The organism is Pseudalkalibacillus berkeleyi (assembly GCF_021608225.1).
GTDB lineage: Bacteria > Bacillota > Bacilli > Bacillales > Fictibacillaceae > Pseudalkalibacillus > Pseudalkalibacillus berkeleyi.
Genome location: NZ_JAKIJS010000001.1, coordinates 248,905 through 273,676, shown reverse-complemented (window position 1 = coordinate 273,676; position 24,772 = coordinate 248,905). Strand labels below are relative to the sequence as shown.

The 24,772-nt window shown below is 39.1% G+C and carries 22 protein-coding genes and 1 riboswitch; of the genes, 9 read left to right on the top strand and 13 right to left on the bottom strand.

The features are described 5' to 3' along the window. Positions 1-91: 91 nt before the first annotated feature. Positions 92-2,053 carry a phospholipase D-like domain-containing protein gene (locus L2716_RS01455; protein ID WP_236330964.1) on the bottom strand — a complete coding sequence of 654 codons (1,962 nt, stop codon included), beginning with the start codon at positions 2,051-2,053 and terminating at the stop codon, positions 92-94. A gap of 202 nt (positions 2,054-2,255) precedes the next feature. Here L2716_RS01455 and L2716_RS01450 point away from each other — a divergent pair, with 202 nt between their 5' ends. After that, positions 2,256-3,011 (top strand): sulfotransferase domain-containing protein, encoded by a 756-nt coding sequence (locus L2716_RS01450; RefSeq protein ID WP_236330961.1) that lies wholly within the window; start codon positions 2,256-2,258, stop codon positions 3,009-3,011. 60 nt (positions 3,012-3,071) lie between these two features. Here L2716_RS01450 and L2716_RS01445 read toward each other — a convergent pair whose 3' ends face one another. Then, the gene (locus tag L2716_RS01445; protein WP_236330958.1) at positions 3,072-3,353 is read right to left on the bottom strand and encodes a hypothetical protein; all 282 of its coding nucleotides are present in this window, start codon (positions 3,351-3,353) and stop codon (positions 3,072-3,074) included. Between the two features lie 267 nt (positions 3,354-3,620). On the opposite strand from L2716_RS01445, the gene ytvI reads away from it, so the two are divergent. After that, on the top strand, positions 3,621-4,652 hold the full coding sequence (gene ytvI / locus L2716_RS01440; protein WP_236330955.1) for a sporulation integral membrane protein YtvI: 1,032 nt from the start codon (positions 3,621-3,623) through the stop codon (positions 4,650-4,652). A gap of 204 nt (positions 4,653-4,856) precedes the next feature. After that, entirely contained in the window at positions 4,857-7,070 is a 2,214-nt protein-coding gene (locus L2716_RS01435; protein WP_236330952.1) for a PAS domain S-box protein, read from the top strand. A 94-nt stretch (positions 7,071-7,164) separates the two neighbouring features. Here L2716_RS01435 and L2716_RS01430 read toward each other — a convergent pair whose 3' ends face one another. From L2716_RS01430 to L2716_RS01420, 3 genes are all read right to left on the bottom strand, one after another. Further along, positions 7,165-8,070: a DUF6454 family protein gene (locus tag L2716_RS01430; protein ID WP_236330949.1), complete on the bottom strand. Its 906-nt coding sequence runs from the start codon at positions 8,068-8,070 to the stop codon at positions 7,165-7,167. 219 nt (positions 8,071-8,289) lie between these two features. Further along, complete coding sequence (locus L2716_RS01425) at positions 8,290-8,871, bottom strand: ECF transporter S component (protein ID WP_236330947.1); 582 nt, start codon at positions 8,869-8,871, stop codon at positions 8,290-8,292. Between the two features lie 202 nt (positions 8,872-9,073). Continuing rightward, a riboswitch (FMN riboswitch) is annotated at positions 9,074-9,224 on the bottom strand. Between the two features lie 544 nt (positions 9,225-9,768). After that, the gene (locus tag L2716_RS01420; RefSeq protein ID WP_236330944.1) at positions 9,769-10,014 is read right to left on the bottom strand and encodes a hypothetical protein; all 246 of its coding nucleotides are present in this window, start codon (positions 10,012-10,014) and stop codon (positions 9,769-9,771) included. A gap of 359 nt (positions 10,015-10,373) precedes the next feature. Here L2716_RS01420 and L2716_RS01415 point away from each other — a divergent pair, with 359 nt between their 5' ends. From L2716_RS01415 to modB, 5 genes are all read left to right on the top strand, one after another. After that, positions 10,374-11,909 carry a glycine betaine uptake BCCT transporter gene (locus tag L2716_RS01415; protein ID WP_236330941.1) on the top strand — a complete coding sequence of 512 codons (1,536 nt, stop codon included), beginning with the start codon at positions 10,374-10,376 and terminating at the stop codon, positions 11,907-11,909. Between the two features lie 168 nt (positions 11,910-12,077). Continuing rightward, a complete protein-coding gene (locus L2716_RS01410) occupies positions 12,078-12,950 on the top strand; it encodes a phosphotransferase family protein (protein ID WP_236330938.1) in 873 nt (290 codons plus the stop codon). Between the two features lie 147 nt (positions 12,951-13,097). Continuing rightward, complete coding sequence (locus tag L2716_RS01405) at positions 13,098-14,630, top strand: carboxypeptidase M32 (protein ID WP_236330935.1); 1,533 nt, start codon at positions 13,098-13,100, stop codon at positions 14,628-14,630. A 150-nt stretch (positions 14,631-14,780) separates the two neighbouring features. Next, positions 14,781-15,566: a molybdate ABC transporter substrate-binding protein gene (modA, locus tag L2716_RS01400; protein ID WP_236330932.1), complete on the top strand. Its 786-nt coding sequence runs from the start codon at positions 14,781-14,783 to the stop codon at positions 15,564-15,566. A 9-nt stretch (positions 15,567-15,575) separates the two neighbouring features. Then, the gene (modB, locus tag L2716_RS01395) at positions 15,576-16,244 is read left to right on the top strand and encodes a molybdate ABC transporter permease subunit (protein WP_236330930.1); all 669 of its coding nucleotides are present in this window, start codon (positions 15,576-15,578) and stop codon (positions 16,242-16,244) included. An 18-nt stretch (positions 16,245-16,262) separates the two neighbouring features. Here modB and L2716_RS01390 read toward each other — a convergent pair whose 3' ends face one another. The 8 genes from L2716_RS01390 to L2716_RS01355 all read right to left on the bottom strand — a co-directional run bounded on the left by L2716_RS01390 (position 16,263) and on the right by L2716_RS01355 (position 23,619). Then, a complete protein-coding gene (locus L2716_RS01390; protein WP_236330927.1) occupies positions 16,263-17,540 on the bottom strand; it encodes a purine/pyrimidine permease in 1,278 nt (425 codons plus the stop codon). Further along, a complete protein-coding gene (locus tag L2716_RS01385) occupies positions 17,541-18,317 on the bottom strand; it encodes a putative hydro-lyase (protein ID WP_236337764.1) in 777 nt (258 codons plus the stop codon). Between the two features lie 75 nt (positions 18,318-18,392). After that, positions 18,393-19,580, bottom strand: a complete 1,188-nt coding sequence (locus L2716_RS01380; RefSeq protein ID WP_236330924.1) for an NRAMP family divalent metal transporter — start codon at positions 19,578-19,580, stop codon at positions 18,393-18,395. A 10-nt stretch (positions 19,581-19,590) separates the two neighbouring features. Continuing rightward, on the bottom strand, positions 19,591-20,361 hold the full coding sequence (locus L2716_RS01375; RefSeq protein WP_236330922.1) for a LamB/YcsF family protein: 771 nt from the start codon (positions 20,359-20,361) through the stop codon (positions 19,591-19,593). A gap of 11 nt (positions 20,362-20,372) precedes the next feature. Continuing rightward, entirely contained in the window at positions 20,373-21,365 is a 993-nt protein-coding gene (locus L2716_RS01370) for a 5-oxoprolinase subunit C family protein (RefSeq protein ID WP_236330919.1), read from the bottom strand. Continuing rightward, positions 21,362-22,081: a 5-oxoprolinase subunit PxpB gene (gene pxpB / locus L2716_RS01365; RefSeq protein WP_236330916.1), complete on the bottom strand. Its 720-nt coding sequence runs from the start codon at positions 22,079-22,081 to the stop codon at positions 21,362-21,364. The genes L2716_RS01370 and pxpB overlap by 4 nt, the downstream gene beginning before the upstream one ends. A 9-nt stretch (positions 22,082-22,090) precedes the next feature. Next, positions 22,091-22,858: an IclR family transcriptional regulator gene (locus tag L2716_RS01360; RefSeq protein WP_236330913.1), complete on the bottom strand. Its 768-nt coding sequence runs from the start codon at positions 22,856-22,858 to the stop codon at positions 22,091-22,093. A gap of 275 nt (positions 22,859-23,133) precedes the next feature. Then, complete coding sequence (locus L2716_RS01355) at positions 23,134-23,619, bottom strand: DinB family protein (RefSeq protein WP_236330910.1); 486 nt, start codon at positions 23,617-23,619, stop codon at positions 23,134-23,136. A 171-nt stretch (positions 23,620-23,790) separates the two neighbouring features. Between L2716_RS01355 and L2716_RS01350 the strand changes: the two genes are divergently transcribed. Further along, positions 23,791-24,771, top strand: a complete 981-nt coding sequence (locus tag L2716_RS01350) for a metal ABC transporter solute-binding protein, Zn/Mn family (RefSeq protein ID WP_236330906.1) — start codon at positions 23,791-23,793, stop codon at positions 24,769-24,771. Position 24,772: the final 1 nt, after the last annotated feature.

The following is a 24,772-nucleotide window of genomic DNA, read 5'->3' as shown; positions in this document are numbered from 1 at the left end:
AATATGTGTGGATTAGCATCATACAACAATAAAAAGAAAGAAGGATGTGGGGTCTGAGCAGATACTCCACTTCCTTCTTTTCTTTTACCTCTTATTGGGGTGGTATTGTTCCACCTGCTTGTGAATAGCGCGCGTAAAACTCTTGTACAAACTGATTCGTGATTGCATCATCGTGAATAATTAACATGTTTTCATCATTAATTTCGTTTCCATTGGTGCTCCAGTTCGTTGATCCGACGACAACAGTTGGATCACTATTTGTATCTGCATCAATCAGCATCGTCTTACTATGAAGTTTACGGGATTCAGCATCCACATAAACAGGTGCGCTATTTGCCCAACGAATATTCGGGTTATTTGCACTCGTTTGTGAAGCCGTTCTTCCTGTCATCTCAATACTTGCAGACCACCATTGATTCCAGAAACTACTATCGTAAACACCTTTCACATCAAATCCTGTCAGCGTTCCTTCTAAATCATTGTAGGAACCTTCCCACTTATACTTCAACTCATCAACCAATGCTTGGTCAGACCATGCGAAAATCGTGAAATACGTATTCAAATCTGCTTCATTTTTTACGAGTTCAGCTAATTTACCTATCGCGTTATCGCCTGAAGAGAAATATACCTCAACGGTTTTTCCTCCTATATTAACGGTATGAGGTGTGTTGTCCGTTTTACGTGGTCCAAGGTTAGCATTCTGTGGCGAAGGAGTCAGCGTTGCACTTCCCCACATTTCATTGAATTCCGTTTCATAAATTGCTGCAAGATCAGGTGAATTCGTTTCAACAACATGCTGCTGGTTACCATCAAGGACACCGTTAGCCATGTTTTCATCAGAGCCATAAAGCCCTGTTACTGTAAAATTCCAACTTCCTGTAAATACCCAACGGTCATCAATAACCGCGAATTTGTTATGCATTTGGTTACCTGGTGAATAATAGGTTCCATCTGTTTGTTGTTCACCTTCAACGAACCAATATCCAGTCGTTCCTGTAGATCCTACCGTCCTTGTTTCGTATGGGAAGTCATCTGGACTTGCAGGTAATCCGTGGTTGCTTCGCTTCGTTTGATCTTCAACTGCATACATCGGTGAATCTGAAAATACAGTGATATCATCAGCTGTTCCGACGGTCATATCTTGTCCGCGGACCATTTCTTCTAAGTACAATCGCATTGTTTCAAAGCGTTCTACATAATGTGGATCAGTTGCATCCTTTGCGTCAGCTACTACTCGAACATCCACACCTTGTGCAGCTTTGTTGATTAACGCATCAACAACACCAGGTAAGTTGATTTCATAGGTTGCGAAGTCAATGCTTGTTGTCGCTGCATTGATTCGGTTTATTAAACGGTCTTCTAAGTTCACGTTATAATTTGCTTCATTCCCTGGATCTGCATAACCAGACAATGCACATTTATTAAAATAAACATTAATTGAGCCCTCTGTCTCAGATACTTGGTTTAATTGTTCTGTGGTCGTATCACATGAAGAGCTACTTCCGCTTGAGCTTTGGTTAGGTGTTCCTAGACCAACATCGTATGTAGCAGTTGCAGTGCTCCAATTAGAAGAACTAGTCCCACTTACACTTGGATCGACACGTTCCATAGTCGCTTTCGTGTCATTATCTCCAGCGTACCACTGATCTACCGAGTCAATTATAGTTCCCGTTCCATCCTTCAGTTCCAGCACTTCACTCGTATTACTAAGTGCACCTGAGTAAATAAGGTTCGCAGAAACATTTGGTACCGTACTGTCATCTGTTCGTTCAAGTAAGTAATGACCACCTGCTGGGATCGTTCCAGATAAGGTAATCGCTGGGTCTCCATCTGTTGCATTCAACGTCCAACCTTCAATTGATATGCTACTGGACGTTGGATTATGTAACTCGATCCATTCGTCATTGTAACTTGCAGTCGTACCCATCCAAGCCACTTCGTTAATCACAACATCAAGAGTAGATGCCGCTTCAACTTTGTTCACATTGGAAACTGGATTCAAAAACGATAGTGTAAGCGCTGTCATTAATGTAATCTGCAAAAACTTCTTCATTCTACGATGCCCCATTTCTTTTTTGTTTGAATTTAAAACCTTACCATTCTATTAAACACAGAAATATGTAAACGCTTCAACCTTATTTCGTGAATTTTATGTAAAGTTAGGCCTTATTTCATGCGGGTTTGTCCAATCTCAATCCAATAAAATACATAAGATGAATATTAAGTAAACTAATGTAAGGAGTTTGGAAATTTTTATGTCAAATAGACCAGCTAAAAAGATTCAACCATTTTTCGTAAATTCGATTCCTAAAAGTGGTACCCACCTTATGAAACCCTTATTAGAAGGTATACCAAACCTCAAACATCACGCTTTTCTATTTCCAGGTAGATCCGATCAGATATTAGAACATAAACGCATCCTTTCTGAAATGTCCCATAATCACTTTTCAAATGGACATATCTTCTACTCACAGGAATATAAGAACTTGTTAAAGTTACTCAACATCAAGCAACTATTCCTTTACAGAGATCCACGAGATATTGTCGTGTCATATGTGCATTTTTTTGATCGATTTCCTGATCATCAGTATAAAAAATATTTCAATGAAAAAAATCTAAATTTAAAGGAACGACTATTATTTATTATTAATGGGAGCTTAGAAGGTAGGAGACAAAATATAAATAATTGGTACCATAATTTCCTCCCTTGGAGGGATGAGGAAAATGTCCTCGCTGTAAAGTACGAAGATCTCGTCCATTCTCCAGAATCACAAAAAATTGAGCTACGGAAAATACTAAAATATTTCAACATTGAGCCTAATCTATCAAAAATCGAAGGGCAAATACGTAGAATGCAATCAAACGTTGATCCGAACCAATCGCCTACTTACCGGAAAGGCCAAAGCGGTAATTGGAAGCAAGAGTTTGATGAAGAAGTAAAAGCCCAGTTTAAAAAGGTTACTGGCGAACTATTGATTGATCTTGGATATGAGAAAGATATGAACTGGTAGAAAAAAGAGGCGACTCCTCAACGAGTCACCTCATACTTATTAGCAAATTATTGTTTGTTTCTATAATAAGAACATCGCTTTCTTTAAATAAAAATACACATTTTGAAGCTTCAATTTACTGCCTTCAATCCTGTCAACATTCTTATCTGACGCAACAGTGATGAGAAAGTTTGCTTCTTCTTTCCTTACTATTGTTCCATATACATCTTCTGTAGAGAAGTATACGGTCTCCCCTTTGTCTACAAACGTACATAAATCCTCGAATGATTGAATATAGGTTTTGTTTTGACGATCTAGCGTCTGTCTGTCAATCTGAGCAAAACGATCGAACCCAATGTTCAACATTCTCCCCCCTTCTTGCTATATTAATAGAATAACAGAAATATTACTTTTTTAAGTGAAAAGGTTTACAATAAACTACTAAATTCGCATAAATAGTTTTATTGTTACAGACCTTTTCTATCATTTCTGACATCATTCAACACGACTCCATTACTATATGACTATAAAGTTATCGAGGAACAGATAAGAACGGTCAGCAGAATAGATGCCCTTTTTCGACAGAAACGGTATAATAGGGATAATTTATATTCTGGAGGAGACCAAAAGTTGGAGCTTAAGAAATACATCCCATTCGTATTGTTAGTTGGCATCATTATTTTTCTAATTCCATATAGCATTCCATTAGTACTGGCATTATTGACGTCTGTCTTGTTAGAACCTTTTGTCAAATTACTTAATCGCACCTTTTCCATAAAAAGAATATGGAGTGTCGTCATATCTTTCACACTATTTCTAGCATTAATGTTAATCGGGTGTTATTGGGCCGTTACATCACTTGTTGTTCAAGTTATTGAGTTTTCTGAACAGCTCCCTGAGTATGCTCAGTATATTTTTGAAAATGTGGAAGCATTCGTTATCCAATTGGAGGAATATTATCAAGAAGTACCGCCGGAATATTTATCTACAATCCAAGATGCTTTAGAAGATCTACGGAAGTTATCGATCGATTTCTTATCTGGGATCGCTAATGGCATCGTAGGATTTGCTACCGGTGTTCCACTTCTTTTAATTCAACTGCTTATATATCTAGTCAGCCTATTTTTATTCAGTCTTGATTTACCTCGACTCCACAAGGGATTTTTAAATCTATTTTCTGAAAATGCAAAAGAGAAGGTCCAGCTTGTTTTAAAACAGCTTTCGTTTGCATTTGTTGGATTTTTACGAGCACAACTCATTCTAAGCTTTCTGACATTCTTGATTGCTTGGATCGGTTTACTGATATTAGACGTGAAGTACGCGTTAATCTTTTCGTTGCTCATCGTCATTGTCGATATACTCCCGATTCTCGGAACAGGTTCATTCCTTGTTCCTTGGGCACTTTACAACTTATATGCAGGCGATCAACGACTCGCAATTGGATTGCTCGTTTTGTTCTTCCTGATTACGATTTTCAGAAGAATCATTGAACCTAAGATTCTTGGATCGAGTCTAGGAATTAGCGCGTTAGCAGCTCTTGCAAGCTTATACATTGGATTTGCGTTGTTAGGCGTTGTCGGATTAATTATTGGACCTGCAATCGTGATTATTATTAAATCACTCGTAAATGCAGGATTCTTAAACGTTAAAATTGATTTCTAAACTGATATTAAAGAGGCTAACTGTCACTTTTGACTTGGTTCCTGTTATGAACAGATGCCATCAAAGGTTGAAAGATATTTAGCCTCTTTTCTATTTGCTCAATCAGTGAATTTCTCCAATTGATATGATAAAAAAGAAGGATTGTCCTCATGTTGAGAAGAATCAATTACAATAAAGAATTGTCGAAGATTTGGGGGTGATGTCATGAAACCTTTTGAACATTCATTACTTGATAGTTATCCAGAGCCCTACATCTTAGTTGTCTTTTCCAAGGAAAATGATCACCTCGGTCATATCAACTATGTGAATCAGGCTGCAACAGAAGCATTACAATTAAATAAGAATTGCATCGGAAAAACCTTGGAAGATGTGTTTATTTATCCCAAAAGAATGGTCAAAACCTGTAAGGAAGCTATTTTAGAGGGAGAACCGATTACTTTAGAGCATGTCTCCATTACCCAGCCTAATGTTGTTTTTGAATATGTTAAATTCGTACCCATTGACTCTACAAGCGGAGTCCAATATTGCGGTATGATTTTGGATACGCCGTATGCAACAGACAAGATGATGACCGATGATCGAATGGTAGAATCTATTTTTATGTCCTCGCCTAACGCTACACTTATTCAAAGTGTGGATGGTGAAGTCTTCAAAATCAATCCAGCATTTACGGAAATGTTTGGTTGGAAGGATTATGAAGTAATTGGAAATAGAATTTCACTCTTCCCTTCTGGCTATGAAAAGGAATACGAAGAAATCGTTCGACAGCTGCGCCAGCAGGATGTGTATTTGATTCCGAAGACGAAACGTATACATAAGGACGGAACGATTAAGGATGTTTCGATTTGTTATATGAACATCTATAACCACCTTAGAGAACGGACAGCTGTCGCAAGGTTATACATTGATATATCGAAACAAATTCTCTTCCACGATAAATATTTAGAACAGAAGGGCACTTTTCAACTCATTACTGAAAACATGAAGGACCTTGTTGCGATAGCTGAGTTTTCTGGGAAAGTCGTATATGCTTCATCCTCTCATTTAGACATTACTGGTTATTCAGCAGAATCCTATTTAAATCGTAATGTGTTCAGATATATACACCCTGATGATCGTAGAAATGTATTTCAACAAATTAAACAAATGACCAACACAGGTTGTTCTGCAAAGGCAGAAATACGTTACAATCACGCCAGTAAAGGCTATATTTGGATTGAGCTCATTGCTTCTCCTCTATATGATGGGAAAGCACCATACGAAAAGTTTGTAATTGTCGGTCGTGATATAACGGATCGCAAACATGCAGAGGAAGCACTTCAAGAGAGCGAAGAGAAATATCGATTGATTCTTGAAAAGACATCTGATTTTATCGTTACTTTTAATCAAAATGGTGATGCAAACTATGTATCTCCTTCCTTAAAGAGTTGGTTGAATGATACAACGATTACCAATATGAATACCTTCCTAACCGATTATGTTGCAAAGGATGATTTCAGTCTTATGTATGAAATCATTAGAAGTGTATTCAAGTCTAAAGAAGCTGAACAGATTGCATTTACACTTGAAAAGGACGGTAAGAGCTATACATTCGATGCTGTTTTGACCCCTCTCATTTCTAGTGAGTATAACGGTTACTCAGAAGATCTTATCTTATTGATCGCACGAGACATTACAAAGCGTCTTGAAGATGAGCACGTTTCAATGCAATTAGAGAAGATGTCTACAGTCGGTCAACTCGCTGCAGGAATTGCTCATGAGCTTCGAAACCCTCTCACAAGTGTGAAAGGGTTTATCCGAATGATTAATGAAGAGGTTGAGGATCCTATGTTGAAAAATTACCTAGAGATCATCGGCGGCGAATTAGACAGTATTGAACGAATTGCGGATGAATTTATGGACCTAGCTAAACCTCATGTGATTGCGTTGAGCGAATGCGACCTTCACGATATTGTAGATGGTTGTGTGCGATTGTTTGAAGGTACAGCTTTCTTGAAAGGGATCAGTATTGATGTTGACTATATCAATGAACAGCAAGTCATCCTCAATTGTCAGAAGAGTGCCTTGAAGCGAGTCTTCATAAACATTATGAAAAATGCAATGGAGGCTATGGAAAAAGGGGGAGAGCTAAAAATACAGATTGAAGCTCGAGATCCTTATGTAGAACTAAGATTTATCGATTCTGGTAAAGGAATTGAAAAAGACCGGTTAAAATATATTGGTGAACCTTTTTATTCAACAAAAGAAAAAGGAATTGGTCTTGGATTAATGATGAGCAGGAAGATCGTAAGAGAACATGGTGGAAAGCTCTCCATTGAATCTGAATATAGAAAAGGAACGACTATACGAATCGTCTTACCGCTAGCAGCAACACCTGATACAAAAGAGCCATTAACTTCCTTACATTCATTTTCGTGAGGATAAGCGGGTTAAGGAATTTAACATTACTGCAAAAATAAGAGGGTGAACTTTGAAGCGTTTCTTCACAGGTTCACCCTCTTTTCTTTATTTACTATTGTTTTTCATAAATAAAAAGTGATGTATGATTATCATCTGGTACTGAAAATAGCCTGAATCCTTTTTCGCTCTGTTCTAGAAAAACAGGGTTTCGAGTGATTACATGTTTCTCAGGACTAAACTTCGTTACGGGTATTTCATGTTCGATATTATTTGTTTTGAGATCTATTAGAGATAGTCCTCCTAATTCAGATTTATCTCCATTACTTGTAGGCAGTTCAGCTAATCCACTGCATAGCATCTTGCGGTTTCCTACACTTTCACAATCTTGATAATCAATGAAATGGCTTGGGTTCTTGTTAACAGACTGTTGCTTCCCCTTTTGGTTCCATTTGTAAAACGTTCTCGAACCCCAACTTACTCCGTGAAGCTTTCTAGTAGAATGATCGCTCACGATTCCTCCGATGTGATCCTCCACCTCAAACGCTTTGTCGACTTGCAATGTATCAGGGTTCATTTTATAAATGATGGACTGACTATCCGGTCTATACTCAGCAACCGGTATCCAAATGTGCTTACCATCAAAATCGATTCCACCAGGATGGTACATATCTCCTCGACCTAATTCTATATCCTTGATCATCTGCCCTTCTTCATTCACAACAAATAGATGTCCGACTCCTTTCCCAGGTGTACGATCATATCCATTTTTTGATGATTCATCCTTCACGGGTTTTTCAACAATTTCAACGGAAGATATGTAATATCGATCGTCTATTTTCGTCATCCCTTGTGGATGATGTATGTTGAAATCCAAGTCTAGCTGCTTTACTTGCTTCCATTCAGTGTCTCTTGATAGCTGTTTAAATGATTCCGATAAGTTTGGATCGTCATTCGCTAATACTGTTGAAAATAATCCAATTAACAAAAATCCTGATAAAGTGATTGCAAGAATCCGCATGGCTTTGCCTCCTCATATTTCGTTCATTCATCAGTACCTAGTTTAAACAATGACATTTGTAATAGGAACGAGATTTGGGCTAACTTTAGAAAGTTTACGGAGTCTTTAAATAAGCTTAATTTAGGGACCACGGATATAGTTTTCATCAATTCACAAAAAAACTGACTCAAGTTGGACGATTGTCCTTTGAGCCAGTCTCTCATTCTTTTATCCACTTTTTTATGATGATCGTTGTTCCATGCGATTTAAGTACGGAGACAACTTGTAGTAAATCATGATAAACAATCCTGCTACGATTGTACTTTTAATCAAGTTAAAAGGTGTGATCCCTGTAATGATCAATTGTGTCATCATTTCTGAAGTCATAGGATCATAGTTCAAGAACCATGTGTATGCAGGCAGAATCAGCACATAATTGAGTAGTGCCATCATCAGAGTCATCGTCAACGCTCCTGTTAATAAGCCGAGCGTTAAGCCTTTCTTGCTTCGATATTTTCGAAACAATATTGCCGCAGGAACAATAAACAGACTACCTGCGATAAAGTTCGCAAACTGCCCAACAGGTACACCCGTCATACTACCTTGTACACCGTAATGCAGAATATTTTTTATTGCTTCAACCGTAATTCCAGCTACAGGTCCAAATACAATTCCACTTAGAAGTGCAGGCACGTCACTGAGATCGATCTTTAGAAATGGTGGTAGCCCCGGAAACGGAAAATCTAGAAGCATTAATACATACGCGATACTGCTCATGAGTGAGACAGCAATCATTCGATATAACTTCCCCTTTGGTTGCATAGGAAACCTCTCCTTTTTCCTAAACGCCATCTTGCTTCCAATGCATCGCACAGTCCTTGTGTCGATCAATTTCCTTTTCTCATCACCAAAATAAAAGCCCTAAAGCATTGGTTAAGCTTTAGGGAGTCATTTGCATATTTATCAGGTTATTAGGCCATGAGAAATGGAGCTTCTTAACTGAACGTAATCTAAGAAACTGTGCAAACATCTTCTCCCATCCAGACTATACTGTCGGCTCTGGCTTTTCACCAGATCAGCCATGTTCAATTAAACAACTGAACAAAGCTCGCGGGCTTATGAAGGGGACTTCATCTACCGCCGGTCGGGAATTTCACCCTGCCCCGAAGATGGTGTTTATTTTGTTGTTCGTTCTCTTACATTATAGGGCTTAAAGCCTAATCTAGCAATATAATTGCTTATATCTCACTATATGTTGTATTGTGATTCATCTTTGACACAAAATAGACAAAAAAAGAGCCCCCACCAAAAAGGTTAGAGCGAAGAATAGTATATACAAGCGGCACAAACCGCTTTCCATTTAAAATATAAAAGCTGCATGGCTACCCTCTTGTGGAGAGAACCTCCCCTAAGTTTATTGGAACGTCATTGGAACAACCGTCCAGATGTAAAGATGTTCTTCACTCTCCACTTGCAGGCTAGTGCTCACACTTTGAAGGGTGAATTTGTCATTCACCCTTCTTTTGTTATTGGCTCACTTACATTTTAAGGGAGTTGGTGATATAATTTGTAGAACATTCAATCATAGGGGGATATAAAAATGTTTAAGGTCTTTAAGCAATTTGGTGCAATTTCATGGGCTTCTATCGTTTTTTTGTTTACTTTGCTGACTTTCGGAATCAATCGTAAAATGAAGAAAAAAGATCGATAGAGATGCCTTTAATGACGGACTTGGTTTATGTGATCGATCTTGATAGATGAGTTCAGTATTTCCGCGCATTTCATCTCTTTCACTTTTCCTACACGTTTTTCTACGAGCACTTGTAATTCCCCTGCCGAAACTTCTTCAGGAATGTCCAGTAACTCTACATAATACTCTTTACTTCCCTCTACTAAAAAATCAATTGTGATTTTTGCAGTTAAACTCAAGTCCATCACCCTTCTCTCACTATGTATGTTATCCATAAAATTCTTATCTTAAAATTTCTTATCTTAAAATTTCTTTCTTACTATATTGTACGCACTCCTCACCATAAAGTTTCAAAAAAAATGCAATTTTTAAAAAATGACGAAAATCTTAAATTAATTGTACGACTTTTCTATTATTATGACCACCCGAAATCTTCTTAAAACATTTATTGTTCAATAAAACTAATCGAAATGACCTACATATCGGAAGTGAAATAATTTTCAAATAATAAAATTATGGTCTATAGTCACCGGAAACGACACAAACACCTGGTTTGTTATTGGAGTGTAAATAAGGGTATAACAAATACGAATGCACTAAAAATATCTTTTCGGCTATGAAGGAGGAACAGAATTTGGACAAAGTTCAAGAGAAGGCTCCTCACTGGAATGTCGTATTCTGGGTTTCGTCAATCATTGTTCTATTGTTTGTTATTTGGGGAGCCATTTCACCAAAATCACTAGGAGATAACGCTGCATCCGTCTTTGATTTTACAACATATGCATTCGGTTGGTTTTATCTGATTGCTGTATTTTTCTTTACGATCTTTTGTCTCATTTTAGCCATTAGTCGTTATGGGAAAATTCGCCTCGGTGGAGATGATTCAAGACCAGATTATCCTTTCTTTACATGGATTGGGATGTTATTCAGTGCTGGATTTGGAGTTGGCCTCGTTTTTTGGGGTGTTGCTGAACCGATGAGTCACTATTTTGAACCACCTATGGGGATTGAGGGACAGTCTGAAGAAGCAGCTCGAGTTTCCATGCGCTACTCTTTTTTCCATTGGGGTATACATCAGTGGTCAGTCTTCACAGTTGTTGGACTTGCTTTAGGTTATTTCCAATATCGGAAAAAAGAAAAAGGGATGATCAGTACAACGTTTAATCCAATCATTGGAACTAAGGGAAAAACATCGCTCAGAAGAACAATTGACATCCTTGCTGTTATCGCTACTATAACGGGGGTTGCCACATCACTAGGGTTTGGGATCTTACAAATTAATGGTGGTTTAAACAGTGTGTTCGACCTGCCTAACAATGCGATGATGCAATTAATCATTACCGGTGTCCTGCTCATTCTTTATTTAACTTCTGCTATGACAGGACTGGATAAAGGAATTAAGTGGTTGAGTAATCTAAACCTTGGATTAGCTTTGGCATTAATGATCATCGTTTTAATCATGGGACCTACTGTCTTTATCCTTAACAGTATGACATTAGGCATTGGAGACTATATTTCTAAGTTTTTCGAAATGAGTTTCCGTCTTACTCCTTATAAAGGTGGTACATGGGTACGTGACTGGACTGTTTTCTATTGGGCATGGGTCATTGCCTGGTCACCATTCGTCGGGTCGTTCGTTGCTCGTGTTTCACGTGGAAGGACCATACGCGAATTCATCTTTGGCGTGCTGATCGTCCCTCCGTTCATTGCGATTTTGTGGATCGCTATTTTTGGAGGAACCGCATTGAATTTCGACTTGACCCAAGGGACGAACATTGCTGAGCTTGTTAATAAAGACGTAACATCAGCCCTTTTCGTTACTTATGCACAGTTGCCATTTACGTTCCTGTTCTCTATGTTATCGATCTTATTGATTTTCACATTTTTGATCACGTCTGCCGATTCTGCGACATTCGTTCTCGGCATTATGACTTCAGACGGTGACTTGAATCCAAGTCGAATTGTAAAATTTATATGGGGAATTTTGATGGCAGCAATAGCAGCCGTACTCATTATTAGCAGTGGGTTACAAGGGTTGCAAACTGCATCACTGATTGCCGCCCTCCCATTTACAGTCATATTGATCGTTATGTGCTTATCCATTATTAAAGTCATACGAAAAGAACCATCCGTCGGACTTGGTGCTAGCAAAAAGAAAATCAACAAATAGCCTCCCCCTTCGGGTGGCTATTTGTCTTTACAAGTTCATTATTCCTAGCGTGTGATCATTTGAGTCTTCTGAACTATATAACGCAGCATACAAGTGTATATTTTCTTTTATATGGAAAGAGGATATGTGGCCTTTTTAGTCGAATCTTGATGGTGGGAGGGATTTTCAATGTATTTGGAACAATATTTAAATTGCATTCATTCTTTCTATCCTTCACTAGAAATCCAGTCAGTGCAATGGAATCACTACGGTCAGAACAACGATATCCTTTTTCTAAATCATCAATGGGTATTTCGTTTTCCGAAACATGATGAGGCCGCTCATACACTTCAAACAGAGTGTGAGCAACTCGGGTATATTTACCCACACATCTCCCTTCCGATTCCAGTCCCTGTATTCCAAAACACGGACACGAACATTCTCGGTCAATCGTTTGTCGGATACCCTTTAATACCAGGAACACCCTTATACCCAGAAACTGTGCAATCACTTACTCCGTCAAGCAAGGAGTCCTTGGCAAAAGATTTGGCAACTTTCTTACACGAATTACATTCCATCCCTACTTCTAACGCACCCGGAAAAGTGATTTCAGGTCATAGCTCTAGCCAATTTTGGTCAACTATGTATGAGAATATTTCACAATCACTGTTTACGTATATTCGAGTTGAGAAGCAATCTGAAATTAAACAACATTTTGAACAGTATTTAAATGATCAATCGAATTTCACATTCACACCGAAACTCATTCATGGGGACTTTGGAATGTCTAATATATTATTTGATGAGAAAGAAAAACAGCTTAGTGGTATCGTAGACTTTGGTAGTTCCCATATCGGCGATCCAGCCATTGATTTTGCCGGGTTATTAAAGAAATACGGGAAAAGCTTTGTTGATTTAATGGCTCCATTTTACCCAGGTTTAGAATCCATGATACCAAGAGCTCAATTTTATTCAGGTACATTCGCGCTACAGGAAGCGTTACATGGATACCGCACTGAAAATATTGAATCTCTTGAAAATGGTTTAAAGGAATATGTGTAAACGGAATCACCCCTAAAAGGATTGGCTCTTCGTTCTTAAAGAGTCATCTTTTTTTTATGAAAATATATTTCGTAACTCGAAGGATTTGAGGGAGAAATCGAGAATACCTTATTAATAAAATCTATATATTTCAGGAGGGAATTGCTGATGACCCAACAAGTTTTAGATCAAAAGGTTCAACAAGCCATCGATCAATTTAATGCACTTGATGAGAAGATTTGTCACTTTACAAATATTTTGGGGCTCTTAGGCTGGGATGCACGTACATACGCACCGAAAAAAGGAAAGCCAATCTTTGCAAAAGCAAAAGGTACCCTTTCAACGGAAACATTCAAATTATCGATTTCAAAGGAAATGGGTGAATGTTTGGACACGCTATGCCAACCTGAGGTGTTTCATCAACTAGACCTTCCAACTCAGTCTTGTGTACGAGAACGAAAGCAAGATTACGAAAAGTCTAAACGAATTCCAACAGATGTTTATAATGAGTATGTAGTCCTCGCTTCTAATGCGAATGATGCTTGGGAGCAAGCACGAGAGAATGATGACTTTTCATATTTCGAGCCTTATTTAGAAAAAATGGTTGAGATGAAAAAGCGTTTCGCAGAGTACTTCGGTTATGAAAAACATCCGTATGATGCACTGTTAGATGAGTACGAGCCAGGCTTAACAGTTGAGAAATTGGATCCATTATTTGCTGATTTAAGGGAATCTAGCATTAAGCTGTTGAATCGCATTCAACAATCTTCAAGAAAACCGAACAGCAAGATTTTCGACCAAAACTTCGATGTTGAGAAGCAGAAGGAGTTTGCTCAATTTATTATAGAAAAACTGGGTTATGATCTAGATGCTGGTCGTTTGGATGAAACGACTCATCCTTTTGCGATGGGCATCAACACAGGCGATGTTCGCATTACGACCCGCTATGAGCAAGATAATCCTAGAATGGCCATTTTCGGCACCATTCATGAAACGGGTCATGCTCTTTACGAACAAGGAGTTAATCCCGATTATGAAGGTCGTGTCATTCGTAGAGGTGCATCATTCGGAATTCACGAATCCCAATCTAGATTTTTAGAGAATTTCGTTGGTAGAACAGAAGAGTTTTGGAAATTTTTCTACCAAGACCTTAAGGCGCATTTCCCTAATGAATTAAACGGTATTTCTTTAGATGAATTTTACCGAGCGATCAATGCGGTTGAGCCATCGTTAATCCGTGTAGAGGCTGATGAGCTTACGTATAACCTTCATATTATGCTCAGGTATGAAATTGAAAAGGGACTTATAGCAGGCGATATAAAGGTCAAAGACTTGCCTGAAGTATGGAATGATAAAGTAAAAGACTATTTAGGGATCACACCACCTTCTAATCGATTAGGTGTGCTACAAGATGTGCATTGGTCTCATGGAGGTATTGGATACTTCCCTTCTTATTCGTTAGGAAATTTATATGGTGCACAAATGCTTAACAAGGTGTTGAGCGATCTACCTGACTTTTATGAGCATATCGAAAAAGGAGAATTCATGAAGATCCGTGAGTGGCTCGGTGAGCACGTGCATCAATACGGTAAGCTTTATACACCAGGAGAATTAATTAAAAAGGTGACCGGAGAAGAACTGGATGCTAAATATTTAGTAGACTACCTAGAACAGAAATATACGAAACTATACGACTTGTAAATTCAAAATAAAGCAAGCCCCTCGCTATCAAGCGGGGGGTTTAGTTATCTTCTTCACTTGTTATAGTATTATGGACAACAACACAACGTGGTGCCCACCATTTAGATTTTTGGTATAGTTGTGGTGTAAGAGTTTGAGAGGTTAGGTGTGATGGCTTTGGGTTGGATTCGTTGTTTAATGTTGATTTTCATGATACTGATACTTAGTGGTTGTGGATCCTCGAATAATGACCGAGAAGATCAAGTAGAGCTGCATGTGCAAGCAGCTTCAAGTTTAAGCGATGTGATGTTAGAGGTTGAGAGAAATTTTGAGAAGATGAACCCCTCAATTGATATCGTGTTGAACGTTGCATCGTCAGGGACATTGCAAAGGCAAATTGAACAAGGCGCACCAGCTGATCTATTCCTTTCTGCATCAGAGACTAAATTTAAATCCTTAGGCGAGAACGGCCTAATACATACAAACTATTCTAAGAATCTACTTCAAAATGAACTCGTTGTAATCACTGGGAAAAAACGTTCAATTGCCATTAACAACCTAGACGATCTCGAGAATAACAAAATAGAACGGATTTCAATCGGTGTACCAGAATCGGTCCCAGCTGGTCAATACGCAAAGGAAACGCTCCTCGAAACTGGTTCATGGTCTAGACTACAAAGTAAGTTTGTTTATGCGAAAGATGTACGCCAAGTATTATCCTACGTGGAAACAGGAAATGTTCAAATTGGTTTTGTATATGCAACAGACGCTAAACAATCTAACAAAGTAAAGACATTGCATAAGATTCAATCCAATTTACATACAAACATCCACTATCCTGTTGGCATTTTGAAGCAAACTCAGCACCTAAAGGAAGCTAAGCTTTTCTACAATTATCTATTCAGCAAAGATGCGAATGCAATTTATACAAATTACGGCTTTATGCCAGTCAATTGAGGTTATTCAATGACAGATACATTTTGGTCACCTATCTATTTATCACTCACAATTGCATTAACAGCAGGGGTCATCGTTGGGGTCATTGGAATAGTGACCGGTCGGCTTATGGCTCGCCGTTCATTCAGAGGTAAAACGGTTATTGAAACGTTTATGATGCTTCCTCTCGTACTCCCTCCAACGGTCGTAGGATTCATCCTAATCGTCCTATTCGGAATCAACAGCCCCATTGGAAAGGTTATTGAGTCCTTATTCGATCAGCCGATCATTTTCACTTGGTGGGCAGCCGTACTTGCTGCGGTAGTCGTATCTTTCCCACTTATGTACCAATCAGCAAAAACGGGTTTTGCGACTGTTGATTATGAAATTGAGGATGCTGCCAAAATTGACGGCGCAACTTCACTCGAAGTCTTTCTGAGGGTCTCTATACCTTTAGCTGCTCAAGCGATTATTACAGGTCTCGTCCTAAGTTTCACTCGCGCTTTGGGTGAATTCGGCGCAACGTTGATGTTTGCTGGAAATATTCCAGGTAAAACTCAAACCGTTCCAACCGCCATATACATTGCTTTTGATACCGGAAATATGAAACTAGCATGGTTATGGGTAGTATCGATTATTACGCTATCGTACCTCCTTCTTTTCTTTATATACCGGTTTTCAAAATCTGCACACGAATAAAAGCAGCATCCGATATAATCAGGATGCTGCTTTCTTGTTATCTTTCAATAATTGTTCTAACCCTATACATATCATCACGCCGATGATCAATCCATTGTTCATGACCGATGCGATGGCTGGATGTACCCCAGCTAATGCACTTGGAGGAATGAACATGACACCTATACCAATCATTAACGATAAACTAATGATAAAAAGTGGTTGCTCATGATTCCCAGCCTCGATATAAGAACGAATGCCAATGACAAGCATATTTGAAAAGGCTAGGAGCATACTTGCATAACCAACCGGAACCGGAATTGCTGCAAAGAACATCGTTATCGTTGGAAAGAAGCTTAACACTAAGATGAGCAAACTGCCGAGAATGAATGGTAGCTTTTCTTTTAATTGAGTTGCAAGTAGAAATCCTGCTGTATAGGACAGCGGCACCATACCAACTGTAGAAAAAAGGCTAGAAAAAAGCTGACTAAGCCCCATCATAATGCCCGACTGATTGTATTCTTCCGCTCTTTTATCTCCTAATACTGTCCCTACTACATCAATACTCGCGACGAAATTAATTAACAATAATAGCGTGACTACCACGGATGTAAGAACAATACCGAGGTCAAATATCGGCGTTCCCCACACCCAAATTTCCGGAAATGAAATCCACTGTTCCGACTGGAATGAAATGGGTTTCGTCAAATCAAAAATGCTAAATAAAATCCATCCAACTGCTATTCCGAATAAAACAGAATAACTTCTGAAAAAGGTCCATTTGCTTCTAGAAAATAAAATGGTAACGATCGCGGTCGAGACTGCAAGCGTTGCAACTGCTCCGTTCACACTATCCGTTACATAGCCGACACCTAATATTCCTTTCATAAAAGGGCCACTAATTTGAGCAACGAGTAAAATGAAATATGTACCAGTTACAATCGGTGTGAAAATTTTCTTCACTTGAGCAATCACGTTAAACAGGCTCATCAATATAAATAATATTCCGCTGATGAAAATTCCCATCTCAATACTTCGCAGTGTATCCAGTGTTCCGCCAGACATTGTAGGGTTCAAACCAGCAAAAAGTAGAAAGACACCCCACCACAAGACGGCAGGGCCTTCTACTATTGGTTTCTTATGACCAAAGAATACTTGGAGTAGCGATACAATCCCAATGACAAAAAAGGTTCGTTGAACAAAGCTTGATATTTCTTCAATTGACATACCGAATGCTGAACCAATCGTTAATGGCGCAACTACACTTCCGGCAAGAATTAAAATGAACCATTGGACTGAAGATAATAGATTGTTCAATTATTCAACCTCAAATTGCTCATCGGTCCAATCCGTTATGAACATATGCCCTGGAGCATGTGTGATCATGAGCTCTGGTTTGATATTCATTGCGACCGCTTGAGGTGTTACACCACAAGCCCAAAAGACAGGAATTTCACCTTCTCGTATGGATACAGCATCTCCGAAATCAGGGTCATTTAAGTCATTGATCCCGATTTGTTCAGGATGCCCGATTTGTACCGGCGCACCATGAACAGCTGGGAATTTTGACGTAATTTGTACCGTTTTGACAATATCTTCAGCTGGAATAGGTCTCATGCTTACAACCATTTTCCCTTCAAAACGACCCGCTTTTTCACAGTCGATGTTCGTAACAAACATCGGTACGTTTCGTTCCTCTTCTATATGCCTCACAGGGATACTTTTGTCTAGTAGTGCTTTCTCAAATGTGAAACTACAACCGAGTAGGAATGCAACCATATCATCTGTCCAAAGCGAGGAAATATCTGTCCTTTCGTCTGTAAGAACCCCTTTTTCGAATATACGATATTTAGGGAGATCCGAACGCAAATCCGCTTCAGGAGCTGCTAATTGAGGAATTGGTGATCCCGGATCTGTTACATCAAGCACTGGACAAGGCTTTGGATTCCTTTGACAGAACAATAGAAATTCAAATGCGAGCTCTTTTGGTAAAACAACCAAATTTGCTTGGGTATACCCGTTTGAAATTCCTGAAGTCGGTCGTTCCCATTGATTTGATCGAAACATCGCTCTTGCTTCAGAAGGCTCTAACATAGCAACATCTTTCACAGTGTGTCCTCCTCTCCAACCCTCATTCTATCGGGACAAGGGACCTGTCCCCATGTCCCATTATGAGAAAAGTTTTGGTATTTGATCCATCATTGTGATGATTCCCATATAGGACATCGCTACGACGATGATGCTTCCAAATACGGTCAACCAAATTGGATGCTTATAGGATCCAACAATCTTCGGTTTGTGTGCTGCAATGAGCATAACACCGAGTGAAATGGGTAGAATTAGACCGTTTAAGGCACCAACAAGAATGAGTACATTAACTGGTTTTCCGATTGATACAAAAACGAGTGTAGAAATTGCGATAAATCCTATAATCAAATATTTATGATATTGTTCTAGTTTCGGATTCATTGTTCGAATGAATGATACCGACGTATAAGCTGCACCGATTACGGATGTAATTGCAGCTGACCACATAATGACGCCAAACATTTTATAACCAATATTACCTGCAGCAAATTGGAACACAGATGCAGGAGGGTTAGACGGATCAAGTGTGAACCCTTGAGCGACAACACCCAATGTTGCTAGGAAAAGGAAAATTCTCATAATAGAAGCAATTCCAATTGCTGAAACCGAACTCTTTGTTACTTCTGGTAAGGAATCGACTCCCTTAACACCTGCATCAAGAAGTCTGTGGCCGCCTGAGAAGGTAATGTAACCACCCACTGTACCCCCTACTAATGTAATGATGGCAATGAGATCAATCTTGTCTGGCATGAACGTCTTTTGTACAGCTTCACCTACTGGAGGTGATGCAGAAAACATGACAAAGACTGTAAGAGCAATCATAAGAAAACCGAGGACTTGGGTAAATCTGTCCATAATTTTATTCGCTTCACGTAAAAGGAAAATACCAATTGCAATAAGTCCACTTAATAATGCACCTATTTCTGGAGAGACGCCTAAAATCACATTTGAACCAAGGCCTGCCCCTGCTATGTTTCCGATATTAAAGGCAAGTCCACCAATGACAATCAGGAAGGCCACAAAGTAACCGAGTCCTGGTAAGACCATATTCGCTATATCTTGTGTTCTTCGCTCTGCAACGGCTATAATCCTCCAAATATTTAACTGAGCACCTATATCAATAATGATGGAAACTAAAATAACAAAACCAAAGCTTGCTACGAGTGCTTCTGTAAAATACGTTGTTTGAGTAAGAAATCCTGGTCCGATTGCTGACGTTGCCATCAGGAACGCAGCACCTAGTAAAATACTTCTATTCGACTGTTTCATCCTATCCCACCTATTTTAATGATTTTTCAATTCGTTCTATCGTTATTTCTGATTCGGTCAAGCCTGCGCGGATCGTTTGAGCGAATTCAAGCGCATGAGCACCATCCCCATGAATACAAATCGTATCTGCTTCTATTGGGATATCCATACCTTGTAAACAATTGACTTTACCTTCTTTCGCCATTCTTACAACTTGAGATACAGATTGCTCTTCCTCAACAATTAATGCGTTCTCTTCAGTACGCGGTGTGAGTGATCCATCTTGTTGATAAGTTCGGTCTGAAAAAACTTCATTTGCTGTCTTAAGACCCGTTTGTCGTCCGGCTTTCACTAGTTGACTACCTGAAAGACCGAATAAAATCAACTCAGGATTAACCTTATAAACAGCTTCAGCAATTGCCTTCGCTATGACTTCATCTTTAGCTGCCATGTTATAAAGGGCACCATGGGGTTTGACATGTTGCATGGCACCCCCTTCTGACTTAATAAATCCGTAGAGTGCACCAACTTGATAAATGACCATATCATAGGCTTCATCTGGAGATATTTGCATAGGTCGTCTACCAAAACCAATGAGATCAGGTAAACCTGGATGTGCACCAATTCCTACTCCTTTTTCTAAAGCTAGTTTAACGGTCTTTCTCATGACAGAAGGGTCTCCTGCATGAAAACCGCACGCGATGTTTGCAGATGTCACATAATCGAGAATTTCTTCGTCTCTACCTTTTTGATAGGTACCAAAGCTCTCCCCAAGATCACAATTTAAATCTATCGTTTTCAAAGTTGATCCTCCTATCTTAATTTCAACGAAATTCCTTGTTCGAGTTGTTGAATATTTTGTTCCTGTTCAAGCAACAGTTGCTCAGCTTCTTGATGAGTTATTTTTTTGAAACGGACTTTCTCTCCTGGTTTCAGCTGAGCTACTTTAGAGAAGTCAACGGAAGCAATTTGGGCAATTTTCGGATATCCCCCTGCAGTTTGTCTGTCCGCTAGTAAAATAATTGGATTTCCTTCAGATGGTACTTGAACCGTTCCGAATGTAACGGCTTCAGAAATCATTTCTACCTGCTCCGATCGTTCTAAACGCTCTCCATTAAACCTGTAACCCATACGATCTGATTGAGGTGTTAATTGAAATTCTGTTTCTGTAAATAATCGTTGACTTTCCTCAGTAAAATCAGACCATTCACGGCCTGGGATAAAGCGGATGACATGCTGATCCGTATTTTCAGAACCCCAGTCGGATGCAGAAAACCAATCCGATTCTACAAACGGTTGATCGGTATGCGCCAATTGATCAAAGATTTTCTTGGATTGATCAGATCGTTTACCAATTTTCAGTTGATCGCCTGATTTCAACGCCCTACCTTCATATCCTCCAAATTCAGCCCTCAAGTATGTGGAACGACTGCCCATAATGACCGGTACATCTATTCCTCCTGCAACAGTTAAATAACCTCTACATCCAGAAGCACATGCACCATATTTCAAAACGGTTCCTGCCTTGACGTAAATGGGGCGCCAACGTTTGACTGATTGTCCGTTTAAAGTAGCCGAAAGGTCTCCACCCGTTAGCGAGATAAGGGCATCTTCTTCGAACTCAATTTCTGGTCCCTTCATGGTCATTTCCAATGAAGCTTCGTCACCTATGTTCCCAACAAGGATGTTACCAATTCTGTGCGCAAGTTGGTCCATAACCCCATTTACGATGACGCCATAACGTTGATAACCAAACCGACCTGTATCTTGTATCGTTACCTGCAATCCTGGTTTAATAATTTTCATCCTTGTTCCTCCTTCATGTTCTTGAATTCAGATAAGGATATTGAGTAAAAGCGAATCGTATCTCCAGGCTCTAATAAAGTTGGGGGGTCTTTTTCAATATCAAATAATATCGATGGTGTCTGTCCAATGAGTTGCCAACCTCCAGGTGTTTCAATTGGATAGATGCCCGTTTGAGAACCTGCAATTCCAACTGAACCAGCGGGAATAGAAGTTCTCGGCGTCTCCTTACGAGGCGTCGCAATCTTCTCCGACATGCCACCTAAGTATGGAAACCCTGGTGCAAAACCAAGCATGTAAACCAAATACTCTCCACTCGTATGGATATCAATAACTTCTTCTACACTTATTTGATTGTGGTCTGCGACAATTTGGAGGTCCGCTCCAAACTCACCTTCATAGCAAACTGGAATTTCTACTGTTCTTGATTCTTTTCGCTTCGTAAATGTGATATTATCGAATCTTTCTTTTAATTGTTCACAAACTATTTCATATGGGGAAGCGATCTTAGAATAGCTATGACCTTGAATCACTTCCATTGGGATGTAAAAGATTGTTACAGATGAAAATGCTGGTACATAATCTACCATTCCGTCTATCGGGTTGTCTTGGAGATAGTCCGTGACGTTGCGAACTGCGTGATGAGTCTCTTCGGATATCACTCGTCCTAGCTGTACAATGACAGCAGAGTCTCCAAGAGGGCTAAGTTCATACTTCAAGATATCACCTCAATATGTGTTAGATTCCCAACCTAGTAGGTTAGAAATTTCATAAGCTGCTTTTGTAACTTGTTGAATGAAATGTGGAAGTGTTTCAGAGTTTCTGAATCGATTTTCGGGACCTACTACGCTGATGCCTGCACATATTTCACCCTCATAATTCATAATCGGCGCAGCAATTGCTGATGAATCGTCATGTAATTCTGAATGACTAATTGTGTATCCGCTATGCTTTGATTCTTGTAGAACCTCAATCAATTTAACCTTATCTGTAATCGTCCCTGAAGCTATTGGGTTCAAATTAACTTGATTCAAATATTTTTCTTGATCGTCTTGTGACATGTGAGCTAGTAGAATTCTTGGACATGCGCCTGCATATAAAGGGGCTGTTCGACCTATTCCGGTATAGACCCTTACAGGCTTATCGGTTTCAATCTTCTCGACGTAAATAGCTTCATTTCCTTCACGTACAATTAAGTTTACTGCTTCACCTAATTCTTCTTTCAACTTCATCATGACAGGAAGAGCTACTTGCCGTATATCTAAGCGAGATTTCACTAATTGTCCAAATTCTAAGAAGGCGAATCCAAGTTCATATTCACCATGTTGATTTTTTCGAAGAAAGCCTGATTCTTCTAATGAAAGGATCATTCTGTAAACTGTTGTTTTAGGCGAACCAGTCAAATGGATCACTTTTTTCAAAGATAATGAGCGGTGCGCTTTAAATAGTTCCAGGATCGCCATTGCCTTAATGACAGTTGTATTTGTTTCTTTCATAAATCCACCTCAGTCTTACCATAATGTTTCGTTCCGATATACGGAATATATGTTCCGAATTAAAACGCTTACACTAAGTGTAGTCGGAATTGTCTAACATTACAATGTATATATTATCCATAGGAAGAGCGTCGATTGTGCTTTTGAGTGTATAAAAAATCTCGACTTTTCCACTACTATAGGTATTTCGCTCGCATTCACATCCGTTAATGAACATGAAAAAGAGACAATAAAAAAAGCATGTGGCAATCACCACATACTTTAAAAAATGTTGTTTAATTCATTCCTTCTACTTCGAATTTATTGTTGAGGGAAGCGTCAATTTGATGCTTATGATGCCTGTCATGCTCACAAAGGTTAACTAAGTATTCTCTCAATGTTTCTTTATGCCCTCTGTTGTAGAAAATAACGTCCATTTCTTCTTCAGACCTTGCGTTGATTGCTTTCACAATAAGATCTCTAGTCTCGAGAAATTCTTTAATTAGTTCTTCTTTCTTCACGCCGCTCTTCGCATATAAGGATGCTTTCTGATTCATAACATCTACATCAATAGACCTCGGTAGTCGTGCTTCAGCCTTCATTTTCGGATACCTTTCTTTAAGGAAATAACGGTCCCAATAAGTAAGGTGCGCAATGATTTCTGCAACCGACCATTTACCGGGGCTAACCGGGAGAAACCACTCATCATCACTTAATGCATCAAGGCTCTGAACCCATTGACTGAACCGTACAAAACGTAATGCAATTTCTGTTTTTGTCATCATTTCTCCTCCACGTTTTTGTTGTCATATCTATTCCATTCCCTAAAATTGTATGAATTAAAAGTCATTTTTATGGTTTATTGTATTTATTAAATCGTAATTATTCCTATTCACAAATCGTAATCGTTACGATATACTGATTTATGCATTGATTCTTTAGGGGGATAAAAAATGTATAAAAAAATGCTATTTATTTTTTCAAGTTTGTTATTAGTCGCAGCTTGCGGCCAAAATAAATATGCTTCAACAACGGACGCTAATGAGTCCACTAAAAAATTGGAGGTCATGACCACGCTTTATCCGTTAGCAGATTTCACTAAAAAAATCGGAGGCACCCACGTTGAAGTGGAAAGTATCCTGCCACCTGGAGCAGATGCTCATACTTTCGAACCTACACCAAAGACGATGATCAAACTAGCGGATAGCGATCTTTTCATATATATGGGAGCTGGTTTGGAAGGATTTGCAGAATCTGCAGCTAAAACGTTGAAAGACGGTGAGGTTGAACTCATTGAAGCATCTGAAGGTGTAACTTTTGAAGTTTTCCAATCCAATCATGGCCATGAACACAACGACCACGATGAGGAAGAAACGCAACAAGCTGAAGAAAAGCATGACGATCATGGAGATGTGGACCCTCATGTCTGGCTCGACCCGATTTTAGCAATTGATCTGGCCGACCATATCAAGTCCGAACTGATTCAAGCTAAACCTGAAGCGAAGGATGATTTCGAGCGCAACTTCCTTGATTTAAAGAAAAAACTTGAAGAGCTTGATCGATCTTATCAACAAATGGTAGAGCAGGCGGAAAGAAAAGAAATATTAGTATCACATGCGGCTTATGGGTATTGGGAGCACCGATACGGTATTGAGCAAATTAGTGTCTCTGGTCTGTCTCCGACCAATGAACCAACACAGCAACAAATGAAGGAAATTATTGAAGAGACACGTGAGTACAACATTCAATATATCTTATTTGAACAAAATGTCAGCACAAAACCTGCTGAAACGATCAAAAAACACCTTAATCTGGATATACTCTATCTTCACAATCTATCGGTTCTGACAGAAGAAGACATCGAGAACAAGGAAGATTATTTTACTTTGATGGAACGAAACCAATCTACTTTAAAAAAAGCTTTAAGCCATTAAA

Excerpts from the sequence above, each read along its gene's own strand:
- L2716_RS01380 (WP_236330924.1), bottom strand. The coding sequence starts at position 19,580 with ATGAAACAGTCGAATAGAAGTATTTTACTAGGTGCTGCGTTCCTGATG.
- L2716_RS01425 (WP_236330947.1), bottom strand. The coding sequence starts at position 8,871 with ATGCAACCAAAGGGGAAGTTATATCGAATGATTGCTGTCTCACTCATG.
- L2716_RS01435 (WP_236330952.1), top strand. The coding sequence starts at position 4,857 with ATGAAACCTTTTGAACATTCATTACTTGATAGTTATCCAGAGCCCTAC.
- L2716_RS01430 (WP_236330949.1), bottom strand. The coding sequence starts at position 8,070 with ATGCGGATTCTTGCAATCACTTTATCAGGATTTTTGTTAATTGGATTA.
- L2716_RS01350 (WP_236330906.1), top strand. The coding sequence starts at position 23,791 with ATGTATAAAAAAATGCTATTTATTTTTTCAAGTTTGTTATTAGTCGCA.
- L2716_RS01420 (WP_236330944.1), bottom strand. The coding sequence starts at position 10,014 with ATGGATAACATACATAGTGAGAGAAGGGTGATGGACTTGAGTTTAACT.
- modB (WP_236330930.1), top strand. The coding sequence starts at position 15,576 with ATGACAGATACATTTTGGTCACCTATCTATTTATCACTCACAATTGCA.
- L2716_RS01455 (WP_236330964.1), bottom strand. The coding sequence starts at position 2,053 with ATGAAGAAGTTTTTGCAGATTACATTAATGACAGCGCTTACACTATCG.
- L2716_RS01360 (WP_236330913.1), bottom strand. The coding sequence starts at position 22,858 with ATGAAAGAAACAAATACAACTGTCATTAAGGCAATGGCGATCCTGGAA.
- modA (WP_236330932.1), top strand. The coding sequence starts at position 14,781 with ATGGCTTTGGGTTGGATTCGTTGTTTAATGTTGATTTTCATGATACTG.
- L2716_RS01450 (WP_236330961.1), top strand. The coding sequence starts at position 2,256 with ATGTCAAATAGACCAGCTAAAAAGATTCAACCATTTTTCGTAAATTCG.
- L2716_RS01410 (WP_236330938.1), top strand. The coding sequence starts at position 12,078 with ATGTATTTGGAACAATATTTAAATTGCATTCATTCTTTCTATCCTTCA.
- L2716_RS01355 (WP_236330910.1), bottom strand. The coding sequence starts at position 23,619 with ATGACAAAAACAGAAATTGCATTACGTTTTGTACGGTTCAGTCAATGG.
- L2716_RS01405 (WP_236330935.1), top strand. The coding sequence starts at position 13,098 with ATGACCCAACAAGTTTTAGATCAAAAGGTTCAACAAGCCATCGATCAA.
- L2716_RS01385 (WP_236337764.1), bottom strand. The coding sequence starts at position 18,317 with ATGTTAGAGCCTTCTGAAGCAAGAGCGATGTTTCGATCAAATCAATGG.
- L2716_RS01370 (WP_236330919.1), bottom strand. The coding sequence starts at position 21,365 with ATGAAAATTATTAAACCAGGATTGCAGGTAACGATACAAGATACAGGT.